The organism is Microbacterium sp. LWH10-1.2 (assembly GCF_038397765.1).
Classification (GTDB): Bacteria; Actinomycetota; Actinomycetes; order Actinomycetales; family Microbacteriaceae; genus Microbacterium; species Microbacterium natoriense.
Window position 1 is genome coordinate 2794381 of record NZ_CP151638.1, and the last position, 16823, is coordinate 2811203.

The 16823-nt window shown below is 69.8% G+C and carries 20 protein-coding genes; 10 read left to right on the forward strand and 10 right to left on the reverse strand.

Annotation, left to right across the window (positions count from 1 at the left end):
* Positions 1–4 precede the first annotated feature (4 nt).
* The 6 genes from MRBLWH10_RS13315 to MRBLWH10_RS13340 form a co-directional block, all read right to left on the reverse strand.
* On the reverse strand, positions 5–214 hold the full coding sequence (locus tag MRBLWH10_RS13315; protein ID WP_181155899.1) for a cation transporter: 210 nt from the start codon (positions 212–214) through the stop codon (positions 5–7).
* 103 nt (positions 215–317) lie between these two features.
* Positions 318–974, reverse strand: coding sequence for a GntR family transcriptional regulator (locus MRBLWH10_RS13320; RefSeq protein WP_341940238.1), 657 nt, complete (start codon positions 972–974; stop codon positions 318–320).
* A gap of 131 nt (positions 975–1105) precedes the next feature.
* Complete coding sequence (locus MRBLWH10_RS13325; RefSeq protein ID WP_341940239.1) at positions 1106–1747, reverse strand: NADPH-dependent F420 reductase; 642 nt, start codon at positions 1745–1747, stop codon at positions 1106–1108.
* A gap of 38 nt (positions 1748–1785) precedes the next feature.
* Positions 1786–2715, reverse strand: a complete 930-nt coding sequence (locus MRBLWH10_RS13330) for a GNAT family N-acetyltransferase (protein WP_341940240.1) — start codon at positions 2713–2715, stop codon at positions 1786–1788.
* A gap of 56 nt (positions 2716–2771) precedes the next feature.
* Positions 2772–3296: a hypothetical protein gene (locus MRBLWH10_RS13335; RefSeq protein WP_105674782.1), complete on the reverse strand. Its 525-nt coding sequence runs from the start codon at positions 3294–3296 to the stop codon at positions 2772–2774.
* A 152-nt stretch (positions 3297–3448) separates the two neighbouring features.
* A complete protein-coding gene (locus MRBLWH10_RS13340) occupies positions 3449–4687 on the reverse strand; it encodes a low temperature requirement protein A (protein WP_341940241.1) in 1239 nt (412 codons plus the stop codon).
* Positions 4688–4941: 254 nt separating this feature from the next.
* Here MRBLWH10_RS13340 and MRBLWH10_RS13345 point away from each other — a divergent pair, with 254 nt between their 5' ends.
* The gene (locus MRBLWH10_RS13345; RefSeq protein ID WP_341940242.1) at positions 4942–5292 is read left to right on the forward strand and encodes a hypothetical protein; all 351 of its coding nucleotides are present in this window, start codon (positions 4942–4944) and stop codon (positions 5290–5292) included.
* Positions 5293–5423: 131 nt separating this feature from the next.
* Here MRBLWH10_RS13345 and MRBLWH10_RS13350 read toward each other — a convergent pair whose 3' ends face one another.
* From MRBLWH10_RS13350 to MRBLWH10_RS13360, 3 genes are read right to left on the reverse strand one after another with little or no spacing between them, the layout of a single operon-like run.
* Positions 5424–6008, reverse strand: a complete 585-nt coding sequence (locus MRBLWH10_RS13350; RefSeq protein WP_341940243.1) for a putative glycolipid-binding domain-containing protein — start codon at positions 6006–6008, stop codon at positions 5424–5426.
* Positions 6009–6018: 10 nt separating this feature from the next.
* Positions 6019–6453, reverse strand: coding sequence for a Fe-S cluster assembly sulfur transfer protein SufU (gene sufU, locus MRBLWH10_RS13355; protein WP_341940244.1), 435 nt, complete (start codon positions 6451–6453; stop codon positions 6019–6021).
* Positions 6450–7742, reverse strand: a complete 1293-nt coding sequence (locus MRBLWH10_RS13360; protein WP_341940245.1) for a SufS family cysteine desulfurase — start codon at positions 7740–7742, stop codon at positions 6450–6452. The genes sufU and MRBLWH10_RS13360 overlap by 4 nt, the downstream gene beginning before the upstream one ends.
* Before the next feature lie 127 nt (positions 7743–7869).
* On the opposite strand from MRBLWH10_RS13360, the gene MRBLWH10_RS13365 reads away from it, so the two are divergent.
* From MRBLWH10_RS13365 to MRBLWH10_RS13375, 3 genes are all read left to right on the forward strand, one after another.
* A complete protein-coding gene (locus MRBLWH10_RS13365; protein WP_341940246.1) occupies positions 7870–8751 on the forward strand; it encodes an RNA polymerase sigma-70 factor in 882 nt (293 codons plus the stop codon).
* Complete coding sequence (locus tag MRBLWH10_RS13370) at positions 8748–9131, forward strand: hypothetical protein (RefSeq protein ID WP_341940247.1); 384 nt, start codon at positions 8748–8750, stop codon at positions 9129–9131. Before MRBLWH10_RS13365 ends, MRBLWH10_RS13370 begins: the two co-directional genes overlap by 4 nt.
* A 77-nt stretch (positions 9132–9208) precedes the next feature.
* Positions 9209–9964, forward strand: a complete 756-nt coding sequence (locus MRBLWH10_RS13375) for an SDR family oxidoreductase (protein WP_341940248.1) — start codon at positions 9209–9211, stop codon at positions 9962–9964.
* 7 nt (positions 9965–9971) lie between these two features.
* On the opposite strand, the gene MRBLWH10_RS13380 is transcribed toward MRBLWH10_RS13375, so the two are convergent.
* Complete coding sequence (locus MRBLWH10_RS13380) at positions 9972–10352, reverse strand: helix-turn-helix domain-containing protein (RefSeq protein ID WP_105674795.1); 381 nt, start codon at positions 10350–10352, stop codon at positions 9972–9974.
* Between the two features lie 87 nt (positions 10353–10439).
* Between MRBLWH10_RS13380 and MRBLWH10_RS13385 the strand changes: the two genes are divergently transcribed.
* The 6 genes from MRBLWH10_RS13385 (at position 10440) to MRBLWH10_RS13410 (ending at position 16821) form a co-directional block, all read left to right on the forward strand.
* A complete protein-coding gene (locus MRBLWH10_RS13385; RefSeq protein WP_223587126.1) occupies positions 10440–10832 on the forward strand; it encodes a nuclear transport factor 2 family protein in 393 nt (130 codons plus the stop codon).
* Between the two features lie 77 nt (positions 10833–10909).
* Complete coding sequence (locus MRBLWH10_RS13390) at positions 10910–11557, forward strand: LysE family translocator (protein WP_341940249.1); 648 nt, start codon at positions 10910–10912, stop codon at positions 11555–11557.
* A gap of 101 nt (positions 11558–11658) precedes the next feature.
* A complete protein-coding gene (locus MRBLWH10_RS13395) occupies positions 11659–13131 on the forward strand; it encodes a pyridoxal-dependent decarboxylase (RefSeq protein ID WP_341940250.1) in 1473 nt (490 codons plus the stop codon).
* The gene (locus tag MRBLWH10_RS13400) at positions 13128–14456 is read left to right on the forward strand and encodes a lysine N(6)-hydroxylase/L-ornithine N(5)-oxygenase family protein (protein ID WP_341940251.1); all 1329 of its coding nucleotides are present in this window, start codon (positions 13128–13130) and stop codon (positions 14454–14456) included. The genes MRBLWH10_RS13395 and MRBLWH10_RS13400 overlap by 4 nt, the downstream gene beginning before the upstream one ends.
* Positions 14453–15034 (forward strand): GNAT family N-acetyltransferase, encoded by a 582-nt coding sequence (locus MRBLWH10_RS13405; protein WP_341940252.1) that lies wholly within the window; start codon positions 14453–14455, stop codon positions 15032–15034. Before MRBLWH10_RS13400 ends, MRBLWH10_RS13405 begins: the two co-directional genes overlap by 4 nt.
* Positions 15031–16821, forward strand: coding sequence for an IucA/IucC family siderophore biosynthesis protein (locus tag MRBLWH10_RS13410; protein WP_341940253.1), 1791 nt, complete (start codon positions 15031–15033; stop codon positions 16819–16821). The genes MRBLWH10_RS13405 and MRBLWH10_RS13410 overlap by 4 nt, the downstream gene beginning before the upstream one ends.
* The last annotated feature ends 2 nt before the right edge of the window (positions 16822–16823 follow it).

Consider the following 16823-nt stretch of genomic DNA (forward strand, 5'->3'; position numbering starts at 1 on the left):
CCCCTCAGGCGCGCGCGGCGCGGTAGCCGGCCTCGTCGACCGCGGCCAGGACGGCCGCGTCGTCGAGCGCGGAATCGGAGGTCACGACGAGCGTGCCCGATGCGGCGCTGACCTCGATGCCCGTCACTCCGTCGAGCTTGGCGACCTCGCTCCGCACCGAGCCCTCGCAGTGTCCGCAGGTCATCCCGGTGACGGCGTAGGTGGTGGTGTTCATGATGTGCCTCCTCTCGGCAGTGTCCCGAAGGTCGGAACCTATACCCCCTAGGGGTATCTACCTATCGACAACGATACGCCCGAACCGGCTATTCCCGCAAAGCTCAGATCGCGTAGGCGACGTTCCCGAGACGCGCCTCCGCAGCCGCCTGGCCGGACGCCAGATGCTCCGGAACGAGTCGCCGGAGAGCCTCGACGTCACGCGCGGCCACCGCGTCGAGGAGGACGCGGTGCTCTTCGGCCATGGCCAGCAGGTCGTCATGCTGACCGAACAGCCACCTCAGCCGCGTGACGAAGACGCCGATGAGCTCGGCGAGCATCGAGTTGCCCGCGAGGTCGGCGGCGACGCCGTGGAAGTGCGCTGCCGCGATGCGGGCGGCCTCGGCATCGCCCGCCTGCGCCGCGAGGAACTCGGTCTCGTAAGCGGCGCGCAGCCGGGAGAGCCCCTCATCGTCGTGGCGTTGCGCCGCGAAGACGAAGATCAAGGTCTCGATGGCCTCGCGGACCTCGCCGAACTCCTGGATGTCCTGGTGGGTGAACTCGCGCACCACGGCCCACCTGCGCGGCCTCGAGACGACGATCCCCTCGGCGACCAGAGCGCGGATCGCCTCGCGGACGGGCAGCCGCGAGACGTCGAGCTCGGCGGCGATGTCGCGTTCCACGAGCCGTGATCCCGGCGCCCGCCGCCCCAGGATGATGTCGTCGCGCAGCACGCTCGCCACTCGCACCGACTCGAGCTCGCCGGCCCCCGCCTCCGTCATGCTCGAATTCTCTCACCATGCGGAAGGCGACGGCAATCTGGTATTCCAACGGTGCGCATGGATCACCCACGCGGACACGAAGAAGGGGAGCGGATGCCGCAGCATCCGCTCCCCTTCGCACTGCCGCCCGCTCAGGGCAGGCGGTTCGCGATAGCCAGGTTCGCCCGCAGCTCATCGGCGTTCTGCCGGACGACATACGCCGGACGGTCGCGCTCGACCCGCCAGGACTCGCTGAGCGGACCGACGTTCACCGCGTCGAATCCGATCTCGTCGTAGAAGCGCGTGACGAAGGCGACCGCCTCCGCGTCGTCTCCGGCCACGGCGAGCGCACGACGGTTCTCCGAGCCCGCCGGAGCGCCGTCGGACGTGATGTCCGCCGCGAAGATGTGGTTGAAGGCCTTCACGACCCTGGACGTCGGCAGGTGCCGCTGGACGATCTCGGATGTCGTCGTCTCACCCTTGTCGAGCGCCTCGATGCGCCCGTCGCGCTCGAAGTAGTAGTTGTTGGTGTCGAGCACGATCTTGCCGGCGAGAGGCTCGACGGGGATCTGGTCGATGGCGCGCAGCGGCACCGTCACGACGACCGCGTCACCCGCCTCGCCCGCTTCGACCGCCGTTCCGGCCTTCGCACGCGGACCGAGGTCCGCGACGAGGTCGGCCAGCGTCTCAGGTCCGCGCGAGTTGGCGATCACGACGTCGTACCCGTGCGCCACCGCGACGCGCGCGATCTGACTGCCGATGTGTCCTGCACCGATGATTCCGAGAGTTGTCATGCAGGGGGAAACCTCGCGCCCCTCCATGTATTCCCGTCTCAGAGATCAAGGAAATACGACTCCTCGACGCGTCGGTACCCCAGCCGCTCGTAGAGCTCGATCGCACCGGTGTTGAAGCCGAAGACGTGCAGTCCGACCGAGTCGGCCCCGAACGCCCGGGCCTCCCGCTCGACGGCGAGCATGAGCGCCCGCCCGTATCCCCTGCGTCGCTGGTCGGCCGCCACCTCGATGTCGAGCACGAAGGCGTGCGGGCGGTCATCACGCAGGCGCGCGCCGATCCACAGGACCCCGACCTCGACCCGGTCGACGGATGCCGTGAAGAACGACTGGCCCGCCGAGTCGAGCCCGTCGGGGAGCTCGAGCTGCATCTGGCGATGGGACTCGGCGACCGCCTCCTCGGGGGTGTAGCGCCCGGAGTCGACGAGGTCTCCGGCGAACGCCGCCTCCGAGGCCTCCGCGTACCCGGGGAAGCGCTCGGCCGTCATGGGTGAGACCACGACGTCGTCTTCCGCGGCGCGCTCTGGCAGGGGTTCGAGGACCATCTGGATCGAGGCGAGGGTGAATCCCCTCCCGGCGATGAGTGCGTGGCCGGCCTCGTCCTGCGGGAAGAGCCCGGCGCTGAGCCGTGTGGCGCCCTGCTGACGGGCGATGACCACGATCTCCGCGAACAGCTCGTCGGCGGGGAACACGTCCTCGACCGCGAGCTCGAGGACGAAGAGCTTCTCCCCCGCCAGCGCGAGCCACAGCGTGCCGAGCTCGCGAGCGCCCTCGGTGATGACGAGCACGCGGGCGGCCGGCGAGTCGACGCCCTCGGGGAGCACCTCCGCGAACACGCGCGCGGCGTACTCGACGGCATCCGCTCCGACCCGGTAGCCCGAACGCCGGGAGCGCTCCACGAGCCGCGCCTCGGCAGCAGCCCTCCACTCGTCGAACCGGTCGGCGGGCAGAGGAGCGAGCTGGATCGACATGACTCCATCATGTCGTCTGTCAGCCGTCTTCGGTCCCCGTGCCGGTCGGGCGTCGGCTACCGATTGACGAGCGGGTTCCCGATGGCGGGAACCTCCACCATCTCACCCTTGGTCACGGAGTCCGCGTACCCGCCATCGGCGTTCTTCTCCGAGAGGATCAGCACCACGCCTCGGATCCGCTTCGTCGTCGACTTCACGACGATGCGCGGCTCGGTGTACCCACCGCCTCCGTGCGTGTAGAAGGTGCAGCCGTTGTCGTCGGACGAGATCTTGACCTTCTTGCTCGTGCCGTCGGTGAAGAAGATCTTCGCGTCGAGCTGCGCGTTCTCACCGTCGCCCTTGCCCAGGACCGGGCAGTTGTCGGTGACCGCGTTGTAGACCCGGAAGGAGTACGCGCTCGTCCACTGGAGGTATCCCCACGCAGTGGCCTTGCCGTCCGGCGACTTCTCGAAGGTCGTCTCCACACGGAAGCTCGTCTTGATCTCGCTGGCCGAGGCCGGCGCCACGATCCCCAGCGACAGGATGCCTCCGAGCGCGAGCCCTGCGGCGACGATCCTCGCCGTTCGTGCGCGTTCCTTCATGTCTTCCCCCTCATGCGTGTGACGACCCGACGAATCGCGAGCCCGAGCCCCATCATCCGCTCAGAAGATCGCCGCGTCGATGGGGAGGAGTGCCCATCGGGAGTCACTCCCGTTCGCGATGAGTGACGTGGCTGTCGTGCGCGCTCCGGACGTCAGCTCGACGCGCGAGCCCCCTCCTCCACCACCGCGGCGAGCTGCGCGTCGAGCGTGCGCCACGCCCCCAGCTCGAAGGAGAGCACGATCGTGACCGGGGAGATCACCACGATCAGCAGGCAGGCCCATAGCGGCCAGCCGACGGCCGCCAAGATCATCGCGACCACCGGAAGCGCAATCTCCGCCGACTGCATCGGGGTGTTCTTCGGCAGCGCGGAGACCAGCCAGGCGTGCAGCAGGTAGAGCGTGACCATGAAGATCAGCACGGGCACCGCGATCGAGGAGATCGCGACGAGGGTGCTCACGTGATAGTGCTCGTCGTAGACGTAGCCGATCACGTGCAGCCCCGCGCCGACCGCGGCGATCGACGCGAACAGCAGGATGTGCCCATACCCCCACACGAGCGCCTTCGACCGGCGGACCGCGAGGATCGGCGCGCTCGGCACGAGGAAGTAGACCCACCACAGCGCGAACGCCATCAGGACGCCGAGGCCGACGACCATGATCGACGAGACCGTCCAGCCCTCCGCCGCCGTGATCGACTGCGCCGCCGCGAGGGTTCCGAAGACCGTCTCCCCCAGAGCGATGATCGTGAGCAGGGCGTACCGCTCGGCGATGTGGTGCGGATGCCACGGCGTCGCTCCGCCTCCGTAGTGGGCGCCCTTCGCCTCCGCGAGGATCGGGCTCGACCAGTCGATCGCGAGCACCACGATCGCGGCGAGGACGAAGCCGAGCGGATCGAGCGGGAGGAAGATCAGCAGCACCCATCCGACCTGCGCGATGCCGATCGACACGGCGTAGGTCTTCGCGACCGCGCGGTACTTCGGGTTGCCGTGCGCCGCTCTGAGCCACTGCGCGATCACGGCGACGCGCATCACGACGTAGCCGGCGACCATGACCTCGTTCTGCACGGGCTGCCCGCGCTCGATCGACGCGAACATCGTCGGCAGGCCGATCGCGAGCACGATCACTCCCGCCATCTGCACCATCGTGAGCACGCGGAACAGCCAGTCGTCCGTGTCGAACGCCGACGCGAACCACGAGTAGTTGATCCAGGCCCAGATGATCGCGACCATCGCGAAGGCGAACGCGCCGATCCCGGCGAGGATGTCGCCGTGGGCGATGGACGATGCGAGCGCGTTGCCCGCGACGCCGAAGGCCGCGACGAAGGTGAGGTCGAACAGCAGCTCCAGCGGCGTCGCCGCGCGATGCGACTCGGTGGAGTCGCGCCCCGTCATGCGCCTCAGGCCGTGTCGGTAGTAGCTCGGTGTGGACAAGATGAAACCCCCAGATGCCCCCGTGTGTGGGAACACGATACTGCGACTCCGGATGCCTGGTCACGCGGACCACGCTGTCCAGTCCGCCGCAGGGCGCGGATAGGCGAACTGGCCGGCAGCGCCACACCTCGGCCACGCCTCTCCTTGACTACCATCGGTCCCAGACTGACCAGCATCAGTCTTCGGAGACCACGAAGAAGAGGATTGAAAAGTACATGGGCGTTTCCGTCTACTACTCGCTTGCCCGCGAACGCCCACTCACTCCCGACGAAGCGCATGCTCTCAACACCGCATTCGACGAGGCGGCGCTGCCGAGCGGCACCGAGCCGCTGGCGTTCTACGACGAACCCGAGACCGTCGTGAGCACCGACAACTGGGAGCTTTCCGGCTCGAGCAAGCTCCCGTCCAATCTCTTCACGGCGCCGCGTGCGGTCAAGAAGTTGCTCCGAGGGCTTTCCGCCGCCAGGCGCGCCGTCCCGGACGCCGACTGGTCAGTGCAGCTCGACGACGAACCAGTGGCATGGAACACCGAAACCACGGAGTACGACCTCAACCCGTCACGCTGACGGATGCGCACAGCTCGTCATGCGCGAGCGTCGCACACTGAAGGCCACCAGCTTCTTAGACTGTCCCCAAGTCGCACCGTAGATACACACGACACTCGCAGTGCCGCGCGCGGCCGCGAGAGGACGGCGAGCTAGGAGTCTCTGACCGCGATGCCGGGGTAGGCGAGGACGAGACCCGCCGCGTCGTATTCGAGGTCGCACGCGAAGTCGAAGGTCGACGATTCGTAGTGGAAGATCGCCCTCTCCTCCACCGCCTCGATCAGCGTGTAGCGCTGCTCGAGACGCTCGACGCGCAGATCCTCCGCCCTGACGAATGCCGCGGGGACGTCGACGCCCACGCCCTCTGTGAAGTCGATGCGATGCACGGGGAGGGTGTTCGTCACCGCGGAGGACTCGAAGTCGATGTCGACACAGCCGTCGAGATCGGGGCGGAGCAGCCCGTCGACCCACCACCTCCCGTCTGCGTCACGGTCGATCGCGACCCTGCGCCGCCCTGCCTCAGTCCTGGTCGTGGCCCGCACGGCGACCGTCCTCCACGCGGCATCCACTGTCACCTCGTAGTCCACGGCCCACAGAGCTGACGACTCGTTCGCCGAGGTGCTGCCCGAGAGGCGGAATCCACCGTCGGTCTCGTGTGCGAAGAAGGCGACCTCGTAGCCGCGCCTGGCGCCCTGGTGCTGCCAGCTCGCACCCGCAGGAAGGGGCTCCCGTCTCATGTCCGGCTCCTCAGCTCTTGGCGAGCGCATCCTCCGCGGCGACCCAGGCGAGCATCGCGCACTTCACCCTGGCGACGTACTTCGAGACGCCGCCGAGCGCCGCGGCGTCACCGAGCAGCTCCTCGTCGGGGAGGATCTTTCCGCGGGAGCGCATCGCCTCACGGAAGGAGGCGATGCGCATCTCCAGGTCGTCCACCGTCAGCCCCTCGGCGAGCTCGGACAGCAGAGAGGCGGATGCCTGCGAGATCGCGCAGCCGTGCCCCTCCCAGGCGATGGCCTCGACCGAGCCGTCGGCCGCCCGATGCACCTGCAGGGTGATCTCGTCGCCGCAGGTGGGGTTGAGCTGGTGCGACTGCGCCGCGATCTCGCCGCGCAGCCCGAAGCCGTGCGGGGTGCGTGAATGGTCGAGGATCAGCTCCTGGTACAGGTTCTGCAGGTCGCTCATGCGCCCCTCCGGAAGAAGTCGATGGCGCCGGCCGCGCCCGCGATGACGGCGTCGATCTCGGCATCCGTCGTGTAGAGATAGGTGCTCGCCCTCGTCGACGAGGTGATGCCGAGGCGGCGGTGCAGCGGCTGCGCGCAGTGGTGGCCCACGCGCACCGCGATGCCGAGGTCGTCGAGGTACTGCCCGACATCGTGCGAATGGATGCCGTCCACGTCGAAGCTCGCGAGACCCACGCGCGGCAGGTCGATGCCGGCGCCGAGGACGCGCACGCCCTCGATCGCGCTCAGCCCGTCGACGAGACGCGCACCGAAGGCGGCCTCGTGCGCGGCGATGCGATCCATGCCCACCTCGGAGAGGTAGTCGACGGCCGCGGCGAGCGCGATCGCCTGCGAGACGCGCTGCGTGCCCGCTTCGAAGCGCTGCGGCGGCGGCAGGTACTCGGCCTCGGTCGTCGTGACCGTCGTGATCATGGAGCCGCCGGTGAGGAACGGGGGCATGGCCTCCAGCAGCTCCCGTCGTCCGTACAGCGCGCCGATGCCGGTCGGCCCGAGCATCTTGTGCCCGGAGAGCACGGCGAAGTCGACGTCGAGCGCCTTCACGTCGAGCGGCAGGTGGGGCGCCGACTGGCAGGCGTCGAGGAGCACGAGCGCGCCGACGGCCCTGGCGAGCGCGACGAGCCGGTCCACGGGGTTGATCACGCCGAGCACGTTCGAGACGTGCGTGAAGGCGACGATCCTCGTGCGCTCGGTGATGAGCTCGGCGGCGACATCGAGCCGCAGCGCGCCGTCGTCGTCGAGCGGGACGACCTTGAGCGTCGCTCCCGTGCGCGCGGCGAGCTCCTGCCACGGGATGAGGTTGGCGTGGTGCTCCATCTCGGTCGTGACGATCTCGTCGCCCGCCCGCAGGCGCACGCGCTCCGCGGCTGCTCCCCCGCGTCCGAGCGAGGCGTTCGAGATCGAGTACGCGACGAGGTTGATCGCCTCGGTGGCGTTGGAGGTCCAGACGATCTCGTCGTCGGAGGCCCCGACGAACCGGGCCACCGTCGCGCGGGCGTCTTCGAACAGCTCCGTCGCCTCGGCCGCGAGGGTGTGCGCGCCGCGGTGCACGGCGGAGTTCATGGTCGACGCGAACTCGCGCTCCGCGTCGAGCACCGCGAACGGCCGTTGTGAGGTCGCTCCGGAGTCGAGGTAGGCGAGCGGGTGCCCGTTCACCTCGGACTGCAGAATCGGGAAGTCGGCGCGCAGACGCTGCACCTCGGCCTCGGTCAGCGGGGCGATCGATCCGGTCATCCTTCTAGCTTCTCACCTGGCGCTGTGTGCGAGGGTCGTGTCACGGATGCCGGGAGCATCCGGTCAGAGCTGACGAGGCGTGCGCGCGACCGGCGGGCGTACCCTGGATCGACGAGACGAGGGGCCGATGACGGAGGGCGATCTGGACGAGGCCGTCGCCGTGTTCGACGCCCAGCGACGGCGACTGTTCGGCATCGCGTATCGGATGCTGGGGACGGTGGCCGACGCCGAGGACATGGTGCAGGAGACCTGGATCCGCTGGCAGCGCGCCGATCGCTCCGGCATCCGGGAGCCGGCGGCGTTCCTCGCGACGATCATCACCAGGCTCTCGATCAACGCCCTGCAGTCGGCGCACGCGCGTCGGGAGACGTACATCGGACCGTGGCTGCCCGAACCGGTGAACACGGACGACGACCCGACTCTCGGAGCCGAGACGGGCGAGGCGCTGCAGTACGCCGTGCTGATCCTGCTCGAGAAGCTCAGCCCGACCGAGCGGGCGGCCTACGTGCTGCGGGAGGCGTTCGACTACCCGTATCCGCGCATCGCGGAGATCATCGCGACGACGGCCGTCAACGCGCGTCAACTGGTGAGCAGGGCGCGCACCCACCTCTCCTCCGCCCGGAGGACGACGGCGAGCGCGCACGAGCAGCGCCGTCTGCTGGAGGCCTTCGTCACGGCCGCCCAGCGCGGCGACGTGGACGCGCTGGAGAGCCTTCTCGCGGAAGACGTCGTGAGCCGCACCGACGGCAACGGCGCGAAGCTCGCCGCACGCATCCCCGTCGCGGGACGCAGCAGGGTGGCGGCGTTCATCGCCGCGTTCTCCGGGCACTTCTGGACCGGAAAGCGGGTCGGCTGGGTCGAAGTGAACGGTCAGCCGGCCGCCACCCTCGCCGTCGACGGTGATGTCACCACCCTCGTGACGATCACGGCGGGCCCCGACGGCATCGAGCAGCTGCTCTGGGTCATGGCCCCCGACAAGCTCCGCAACGCGGAGCCGACCAGGGCATGACGTCTCGGCGGATGCCGGCGTGGTGGCGGCGTCGCAGCCGGGACGCACCGGATGCCGCGCTGATGCAGAGACTGGCCGCCGCGATCACCGCCGGGGATGCGACGAGCATCGGAGACCTGCTCGCCGCCGACGTCACCCTGATCGTGGACGGCGGTCCGGCGGGGACTGGCGGGGAGATCGTCGGCCGTGATGCTGTGGCGGGCGCGCTGCTCGTCTGCTCGACGGACATCGCCGTCGTCGGGATCAACGGGGCGACGGGGCTCGTCGTGCGCCGAGACGGACAAGCCGTGGCGGCCGTGTGCGCGTCGGCTCGACGCGGTCTCCTCGTATCGGTGTGGTCGATGCGCGATCCGGAGAAGCTGCGCCGGTTGCGCGGCTGAACCTGTCACACCCGCGCACGTCATCCGGTCACAGCTGGGGAGCGCACCACTCGGTGCGTCGCAGAGAAAGGCTGGACATGGCAAAGATCGTCGTCATCGGGGGCACAGGACTCATCGGGTCCAAGGTCGTCTCGAAGCTCACCGCGCACGGCCACGAGGCGGTCGCCGCCTCGCCGGGCACCGGCGTCGACTCGATCACCGGCGAGGGGCTCGCCGAGGCGCTGGACGGCGCCGACGTGGTCGTCGACGTCACGAACTCCCCGTCGTTCGAGAAGGATGCGGTGAGAGAGTTCTTCACGACCTCGACCGCGAACCTCCTCGCCGCGGAGAAGGCCGCGGGGGTCGGCCACCACGTCGCCCTGACCATCGTCGGCACCGACCGTCCGCAGGACATCGACTACTTCCACGCGAAGGCGGCGCAGGAGGCCCTCATCGCCGAATCGGGGGTCCCGTACTCGTTCGTGCACGCGACGCAGTTCTTCGAGTTCATCGGCAGCATCGCGGCCACCGTCGCGGCGGGCGCCGAGGTGCGGCTGCCCGGCGCGCTGATCCAGCCCATCGCGGCGGACGACGTCGCGACGGCCGTCGCCCGCACCGCCGTCGGAGCCCCGTTGAACGGCGGCATCGAGATCGCGGGTCCTGAGGTGTTCCCGATGGACGAGTTCATCCGTCGAGGGCTCGCGTTCCGCGGAGACGACCGCGTCGTCGTGCAGGACCCGGATGCGCAGTACTTCGGGGCGCACATCGAGGAGCGCACCCTGCTCCCCGTCGAAGGCGCGCAGATCTTCCCGACGACGCTCGCGGAGTGGCTGCCGGAGAACCCGCCGCGCTGATCGCGGCTCAGCGGTCGCCGAGCACCCGCTCGTCGACCGCTTCGTCGTAGCGGTCCTGCGCCGCGAGCACGTCGTCGACGTGCGACTCCGCCCACACCTGCAGCGCCTGCAGCGGCTCGTGGAGGGTCGCGCCCAGCGGGGTGAGCGCGTAGCGGACGTGGCCGTCGTCGTCGGTCGTCCGCTCGATCATCCCGTCGCGCTCCAGTGCCCGCAGCGTATCGACGAGCACCTTCTTCGCGATGCCCTCGACCCGTCGATGAAGCTCGCCGAACCGCAGCGGCTGCTCGTGCAGGAGCACGACGATCATGGCCGTCCACTTGTTGGCGATGCGCGCGAGCGAGGTGCGAGAGGGGCATCGGGCCGAGAAGACGGTCCAGTCGGTGGGCATCCGCCGCTCCGTTCGGTGACGTTGAGGTGACCAGCCCTCGCTGGAGACGCTGGATGCCCAGAGTAACGGGCCACAGGGAGGTTCATCATGTCGGCAATCGACGTCGTCGGACAGTACGGGGCGGCCATGGCCGCCGGAGACATGGAGGCGCTCGCGGCGACCTTCGGGGCGGATGCCGTGTGGCATCAGCCGGGATCGAACCAGCTGTCGGGAGATCACGTCGGTCCCGCGGCCATCGTCGCCCACCTGGGCCGGTTCATGCAGCTCAGCGGCGGGACGTTCGCCCTGGAGCCGGAATCGGTGACGGAGAGCGGCGACCTCGTCTCCATGACCGTGCGGTTCCGCGCGCGACGCGACGGGCAGGACGACCTCGATCAGCACGGCGTCGACGTCTTCCGTGTCGCGGGCGACCGGATCGTCGAGGTGTGGCTGATCAGTGAGGACCAGGCGGCGGAAGACCGCTTCTGGGACGCAGCCTGACCGAGAGCGGGCGGCCGATCGGGCCGCCCGCTCTCTCCCCCGCCACGGAACGACGCGAGAGGCTCTAGGCTCTCCTCATGTTCAGCGCCGAGACCCTCACGAGCTTCATCATCGCGGCGTTCATCATGGTCGTGATCCCTGGGCCCACGGTGCTGTTCACGATCGGACGCGCGATGGCGCTCGGCCGGCTCGGCGGCTTCCTCAGCATCCTGGGCACCGCGCTCGGGTCGCTGCTCCTCGTCGGCGCCGTCGCTCTCGGTGTCGGGACGATCATCGCCCAGTCGGTCGTGCTGTTCACGATCGTCAAGGTGCTCGGTGCCGGCTACCTCGTGTTCCTCGGCATCCAGGCGATCAGGCACCGGAAGGATGCGGCGGGCGCCATCACCGGCGTGCAGCCGCGGAGGTCGGGGATCCGCGTGCTCGTCGAGGGCTTCGTGGTCGGCGTGAGCAACCCCAAGTCGATCGCGTTCTTCCTCGCGATCCTTCCGCAGTTCGTCGATCTGCACACGGGCTCGGTGCCTCTCCAGCTCTTCGTGCTCGGTGCGATCACCGTCGCGATCGGGGTCTCCTGCGATGCGATCTGGGTGCTGCTCGCGAGCGCGGCCCGCGACTGGTTCGGCCGCTCTCCGCGCCGCCTCGAGGCGATGGGCGCCACGGGAGGCGGCCTCATGATCGCCCTCGGGGCCTTCCTCCTGGTGTGGAGCGAGAAGCCCGCGACCGCCTGAGCGCTCGCGTCCTCGTCGTCGCCGTCGGTGTGCGACGATTTATGACTGCGTCCATGAACTTCCTTATGTAGGATAGGCAATCCTAACTAAGGAGTCGATTCGTGCCTGAGCTGCTCACCTCGTCCACCGCCGATGTCTACCGCTCGCTGATCGCCCGCACCACCTCGCGGGTCGCCGACAGATTCGCCGAGACAGCGCAGCCCGCGTCGGGTGCATCCCGCGTCGAACTGCAACAGCTCGTGGATGCCGTCGACCTCGCCGGATCGGGCATCGGCACCCCCTCCGCGATCCGGGAGATCGACGAGCTGTTCCTCGCCCACGCGGTGTGGTTCCACCACCCGATGTACGCGGCGCACCTGAACTGCCCCGTCGCGCTCCCCGCCGTCGCGGCGGAGTCGGTCCTCGCGGCCGTGAACACCTCGGTCGACACCTACGACCAATCCGCCGTCGGCACGCTGATGGAACGGCGCCTCATCGAGCTCGCGACCGGCTGGGCCGGGTTCTCCGCGGGCGACGGGGTCTTCACCTCCGGCGGCACCCAGTCGAACCTGCACGCCCTCTTCCTCGCGCGGGAGGCCGCGCTGGCCATGCTCTCCTCCCCCCGCTCCGAGGCGATCCCGCGACTGGTCGTCCTCGCCACGGCATCCAGCCACTTCAGCGTCGGCAAGTCCGCACTGCTGCTCGGACTCGCGGAGGACGCGGTGATCGAGGTCGCCGACGACGGCGAGGGACGGATGCTGCCCTCCGCCCTCGACGCTGCCCTCACCGCGGCGAGCGCCGCCGGCCGCGTGCCGATGGCGGTCGTCGCGACGGCCGGGACCACCGACCGCGGCGTCATCGACCCGCTCGCGCTCCTCGCCGACGTCTGCGAGACCCACGGCGTGTGGATGCACGTGGATGCCGCGTACGGCGGCGGCCTGCTCGTCTCGCCGCGTCGCCGGCACCTGCTCGACGGCATCGAGCGGGCGCGGTCGGTGACCGTGGACTTCCACAAGAGCTTCTTCCAGCCGGTGTCGTCGAGCGCGATCCTCGTCCGCGAGCCGCGCGATCTCGCCGCCGGCGCATGGCACGCCGACTACCTGAACCCCGTCGAGAACGAGGAGCCCAACCAGGTCGACAAGTCCCTGCAGACGACGCGCCGCTTCGACGCGCTGAAGCTGTGGGTGACGCTCCGCGCGATGGGCGCCGACGGCGTCGGCGCCCTCTTCGACGAGGTGATCGACCTCGCGGCATCCGTCGGGGATCTCGTCGAGGCCGACCCCGACCTGGAGCTCGTCGGTCGCACACAGCTGAGCACGGTGCTCTTCCGTGTCCGCCCGGACGGTGCCAGCCCGGCCGCGCAGGACGCGCTCGTCGCCGGTGTGCGACGCGTGCTGTTCGAGTCCGGCCGCGCGCTCGTCGCGAAGACCGTGATCGACGGCCGCCCCTGTCTGAAGCTCACCCTGCTGAATCCCGAGACCACCCTCGACGACGTGCGGGCGATCCTCGGCATGGTGAAGGATGCCGCGGCGGCGCTCGCGGGGATGTCCGCCGATCTCGACGACGCCCTCGTCGGGGCGGAGGCCTCGGCATGAGCGCGCACGTGCACGACATCGTCGGCGTCGGCATCGGCCCCTTCAATCTCGGCCTGGCGTGCCTGGCGGATCCGCTCGGGCTGGACGCCGTGTTCCTCGACCGCGCCGACGGCTTCCGGTGGCACCACGGCATGATGATCGAGGGCGCGACGATCCAGGTGCCGTTCCTCGCCGATCTCGTGACGATGGCCGACCCGACCTCGCCGTTCTCCTTCCTCAACTGGCTCAAGCGGTCGGGCAGGCTGTACCCCTTCTACATCCGCGAGAGCTTCTACGCACTGCGCGCCGAGTACGACGCCTACTGCCGCTGGGCGGCCGCACAGCTCCCCCAGCTGCAGTGGAACAACGAGGTCGTCGCCGTCGAGCACGATCCGGCCGACGATGTCTACGTCGTCCGTGCGATGCGCACCGACACGGGCGAGGAGCGCACGCTGCGCGCCAGGCACGTCGTCGTCGGCGTCGGGACCAGGCCCCGGGTGCCGCAGGCGCTGCGCGACGTCTCGGGTCATGCCGTGCACAGCTCGGAGTACCTGGAGAACCGCGGCGCGCTCAGGGCCACCGACTCGATCACGGTCGTGGGCAGCGGCCAGTCCGCGGCCGAGATCTACCGCGACCTCCTGGAGGGCGCCCGCGACGGCGGATACCGGCTGGACTGGATCACCCGTTCGCCGCGGTTCTTCCCGATGGAGTACACGAAGCTCACGCTGGAGATGACCTCTCCCGAGTACACCGACCACTTCCACTCGCTCCCCATCGCCCTGCGCCAGCATCTGGGGCGCGAGCAGCGGAGCCTGTACAAGGGCATCTCCGCCGACCTCATCGACGACATCTACGACACCCTCTACCGGCTCAGCGCCGACGGGCCGGTGCCGACCACGCTGCTCACCGACACCGAGGTGACGGCGGCGTCGTGGGACGGCACCCGGCACCGCCTCACCCTGCAGCACGGACAGCTCGGCGAGGAGCACGAGCGGGAGACCGCGTCGCTGGTGCTCGCGACCGGATACTCGGCCGAGACGCCGCCGTTCCTCTCCGGCATCGCCGACCGCCTCGACTGGGATGCGCTGGGCAGGCTCGACGTCGCACGCGACTACAGCGTCGACGGCGGCCGCGGGCGCGTCTTCGTGCAGAACGGCGAGGAGCACACCCACGGCCTCACCGCGCCCGACCTCGGCTTCGGGGCGTGGCGCAACTCGTCGATCCTCGCCTCGATCACGGGGCGCGAGGTCTACCCGATCGAGCGTCGCATCGCGTTCCAGGACTTCGGCATCCCCGCGGATGCCGGACGCGCGCCGGCGCTCCACGCGGGGGAGGTCGCACGATGAGCGTCGCGACGGACCTCGACATCACCCTGATCCCCGCCGACCCGCGGCGCGACGCCGTCGTGCTGCAGAGCTGGCTGTCCGATCCGCACTCGGCGTTCTGGGGGATGACCGCTCTGGATGCCGCGCAGGTCGAGGAGTACCTCGCCTCCGTCACGACCGCGCCGGGACAGCAGGCCTGGCTGGGGCTGATCGACGGCGCCCCCGCGTTCTACGCCGAGACCTACGACCCCGCCCGCGTGCTGCTGACCGAGGTGCACGAGGCGACGCCGGGAGACCTCGGCATGCACGTCCTCATCTCCCCGCCTGGAGCCGTCACGCGGCACGGTCTGACCGACGCCGTGTTCGCCGCGGTCATGACGTGGTGCTTCGACGGACTCGGTGCGACGCGGGTGGTGGTCGAGCCCGATGTCCGCAACGAGAGGATCCGCGCGAAGAACGTGCGGGCCGGCTTCGAGGAGCTCGGCGAGGTCGTCGTCGACGAGGGCGGTCACCTCAAGACCGCGATGCTGTCCACCTGCACGCGGGAGGCCTTCGCGGCATCCGCGCTCACCCGCCTCGACCGAGAGGAGCGCGCATGATCGCGCCCGCCGACCATCTGACCCCCGACGCCCTCGAGCGCGCGCAGCGCCACCTCGTGGCGAAGGCCATCGCGGAGTTCGCCCACGAGCGGCTCATCTCCCCGGAGCGCCGCGGCGACGGCGGCTGGCGCCTCACGGTTCCCCTGGGCGACGCCGAGTACCTGTTCGACGCCGTCCGTGCAGAGCTCGACCACTGGATCGTGGATGAGGACAGCATCCGCCGTCTCGTCCGCGGGACGGCGACGGATCTCGACGCCCAGCAGCTGATCCTGGAGCTGCAGCCGCAGCTGGGCCTCTCCGACGAGCTGCTGCCGCTCTACCTCGAGGAGATCGCCTCCACGCTGGCCGGCTCGATGTTCAAGATCGCGCAGGGCGGGCCGACGGCGGATGCTCTGGCCGACGCCGACTTCCAGACCGTCGAGGCGGCGATGACCGAGGGCCACCCCGGGTTCGTCGCCAACAACGGGCGCATCGGCTTCGGCGTCTCCGACCATGCGGCGTTCGCCCCGGAGGCAGGACGCCCGTTCCGTCTGGTGTGGACGGCCGCGCGCCGCTCCTCCTCCCACCTCGCACTCGGCGCCGGGATCGACGAGGAGCAGCTGCTGTCGGGCGAGCTGAGCGCCGCGGAGCGCGACCGGTTCGCAACGCGTCTGCGCGACCTCGGCGAGGACCCGGCCGACTTCCACCTGCTGCCGGTGCATCCGTGGCAGTGGGAGAACCGCGTCGCGATCACCTTCGCCCCCGACCTCGCCCGCCGCGACCTCGTGCTCATCGGGGAGAGCGAGGACGAGTACCGCGCCCAGCAGTCCGTGCGGACGATGTTCAACATCTCCCACCCGCACCGTCACTACGTGAAGACCGCTCTCGCTGTGCAGAACATGGGCTTCCTCCGCGGCCTCTCCCCCGCCTACATGCGCGTCACGCCGGCGATCAACGACTGGGTCGCCGAGCTCGCAGCGGGCGACGACACCCTGCGGGACGCCGGCTTCCGGGTGCTGCGCGAGCGCGCGTCGATCGGATACACGGGCGACGTCTACCACCGCACGGCGGAGCCGTCGGCGCATCGGAAGATGCTCGCGGCCCTGTGGCGGGAGAGCCCCGTGCCCCTGGTCTCCGGTTCGCAGAGGCTGGCCACCCTGGCTTCGCTCCTGCACCGCGACGGAGAGGGCCGCTCGGTCGTCGGAGCACTCGTCCGCGCCTCCGGCATCCCCGCGGCGGAGTGGGTCCGCAGCGTGCTGCGCGCCTACCTGCGTCCGGTCGTGCACTGCCTGCTCGCGCACGACCTCGCCTTCATGCCCCACGGCGAGAACCTCATCCTGATCCTCGACGAGCACGTGCCGACCGGCGTGTTCATGAAGGACATCGGCGAGGAGGTGGCGCTGCTCTCCGCGCGCACGCTGCCGGAGGATGTGCGCAGGATCGTCTCCCCCGTCGACGACGAGGAGAAGGCGCTCGCGATCTTCACCGATGTCTTCGACGGCGTGCTGCGCCATCTGGCCGGGATCCTCCACATCGACGGGGTGCTCCCGGAGATCGAGTTCTGGCGGCTCGTCGCGGAGACGGTCGACGAGCACGCCGCCGAGCATCCGGAGCTGGAGTCCCTGGTCGATCTGCGTGCGGACTCGTTCGCGCACTCCTGCCTGAACCGGCTGCAGCTGCGCAACACCCTGAGGATGGTGGACCTCGCCGACCAGTCCTCGTCGCTGATGTACGCGGGGCGGCTGGAGAACCCCATCGGCCGTGCGCGCATCCCGCAGCCCGCTGCACGGGAGACCGTGGGAGGCTGAGC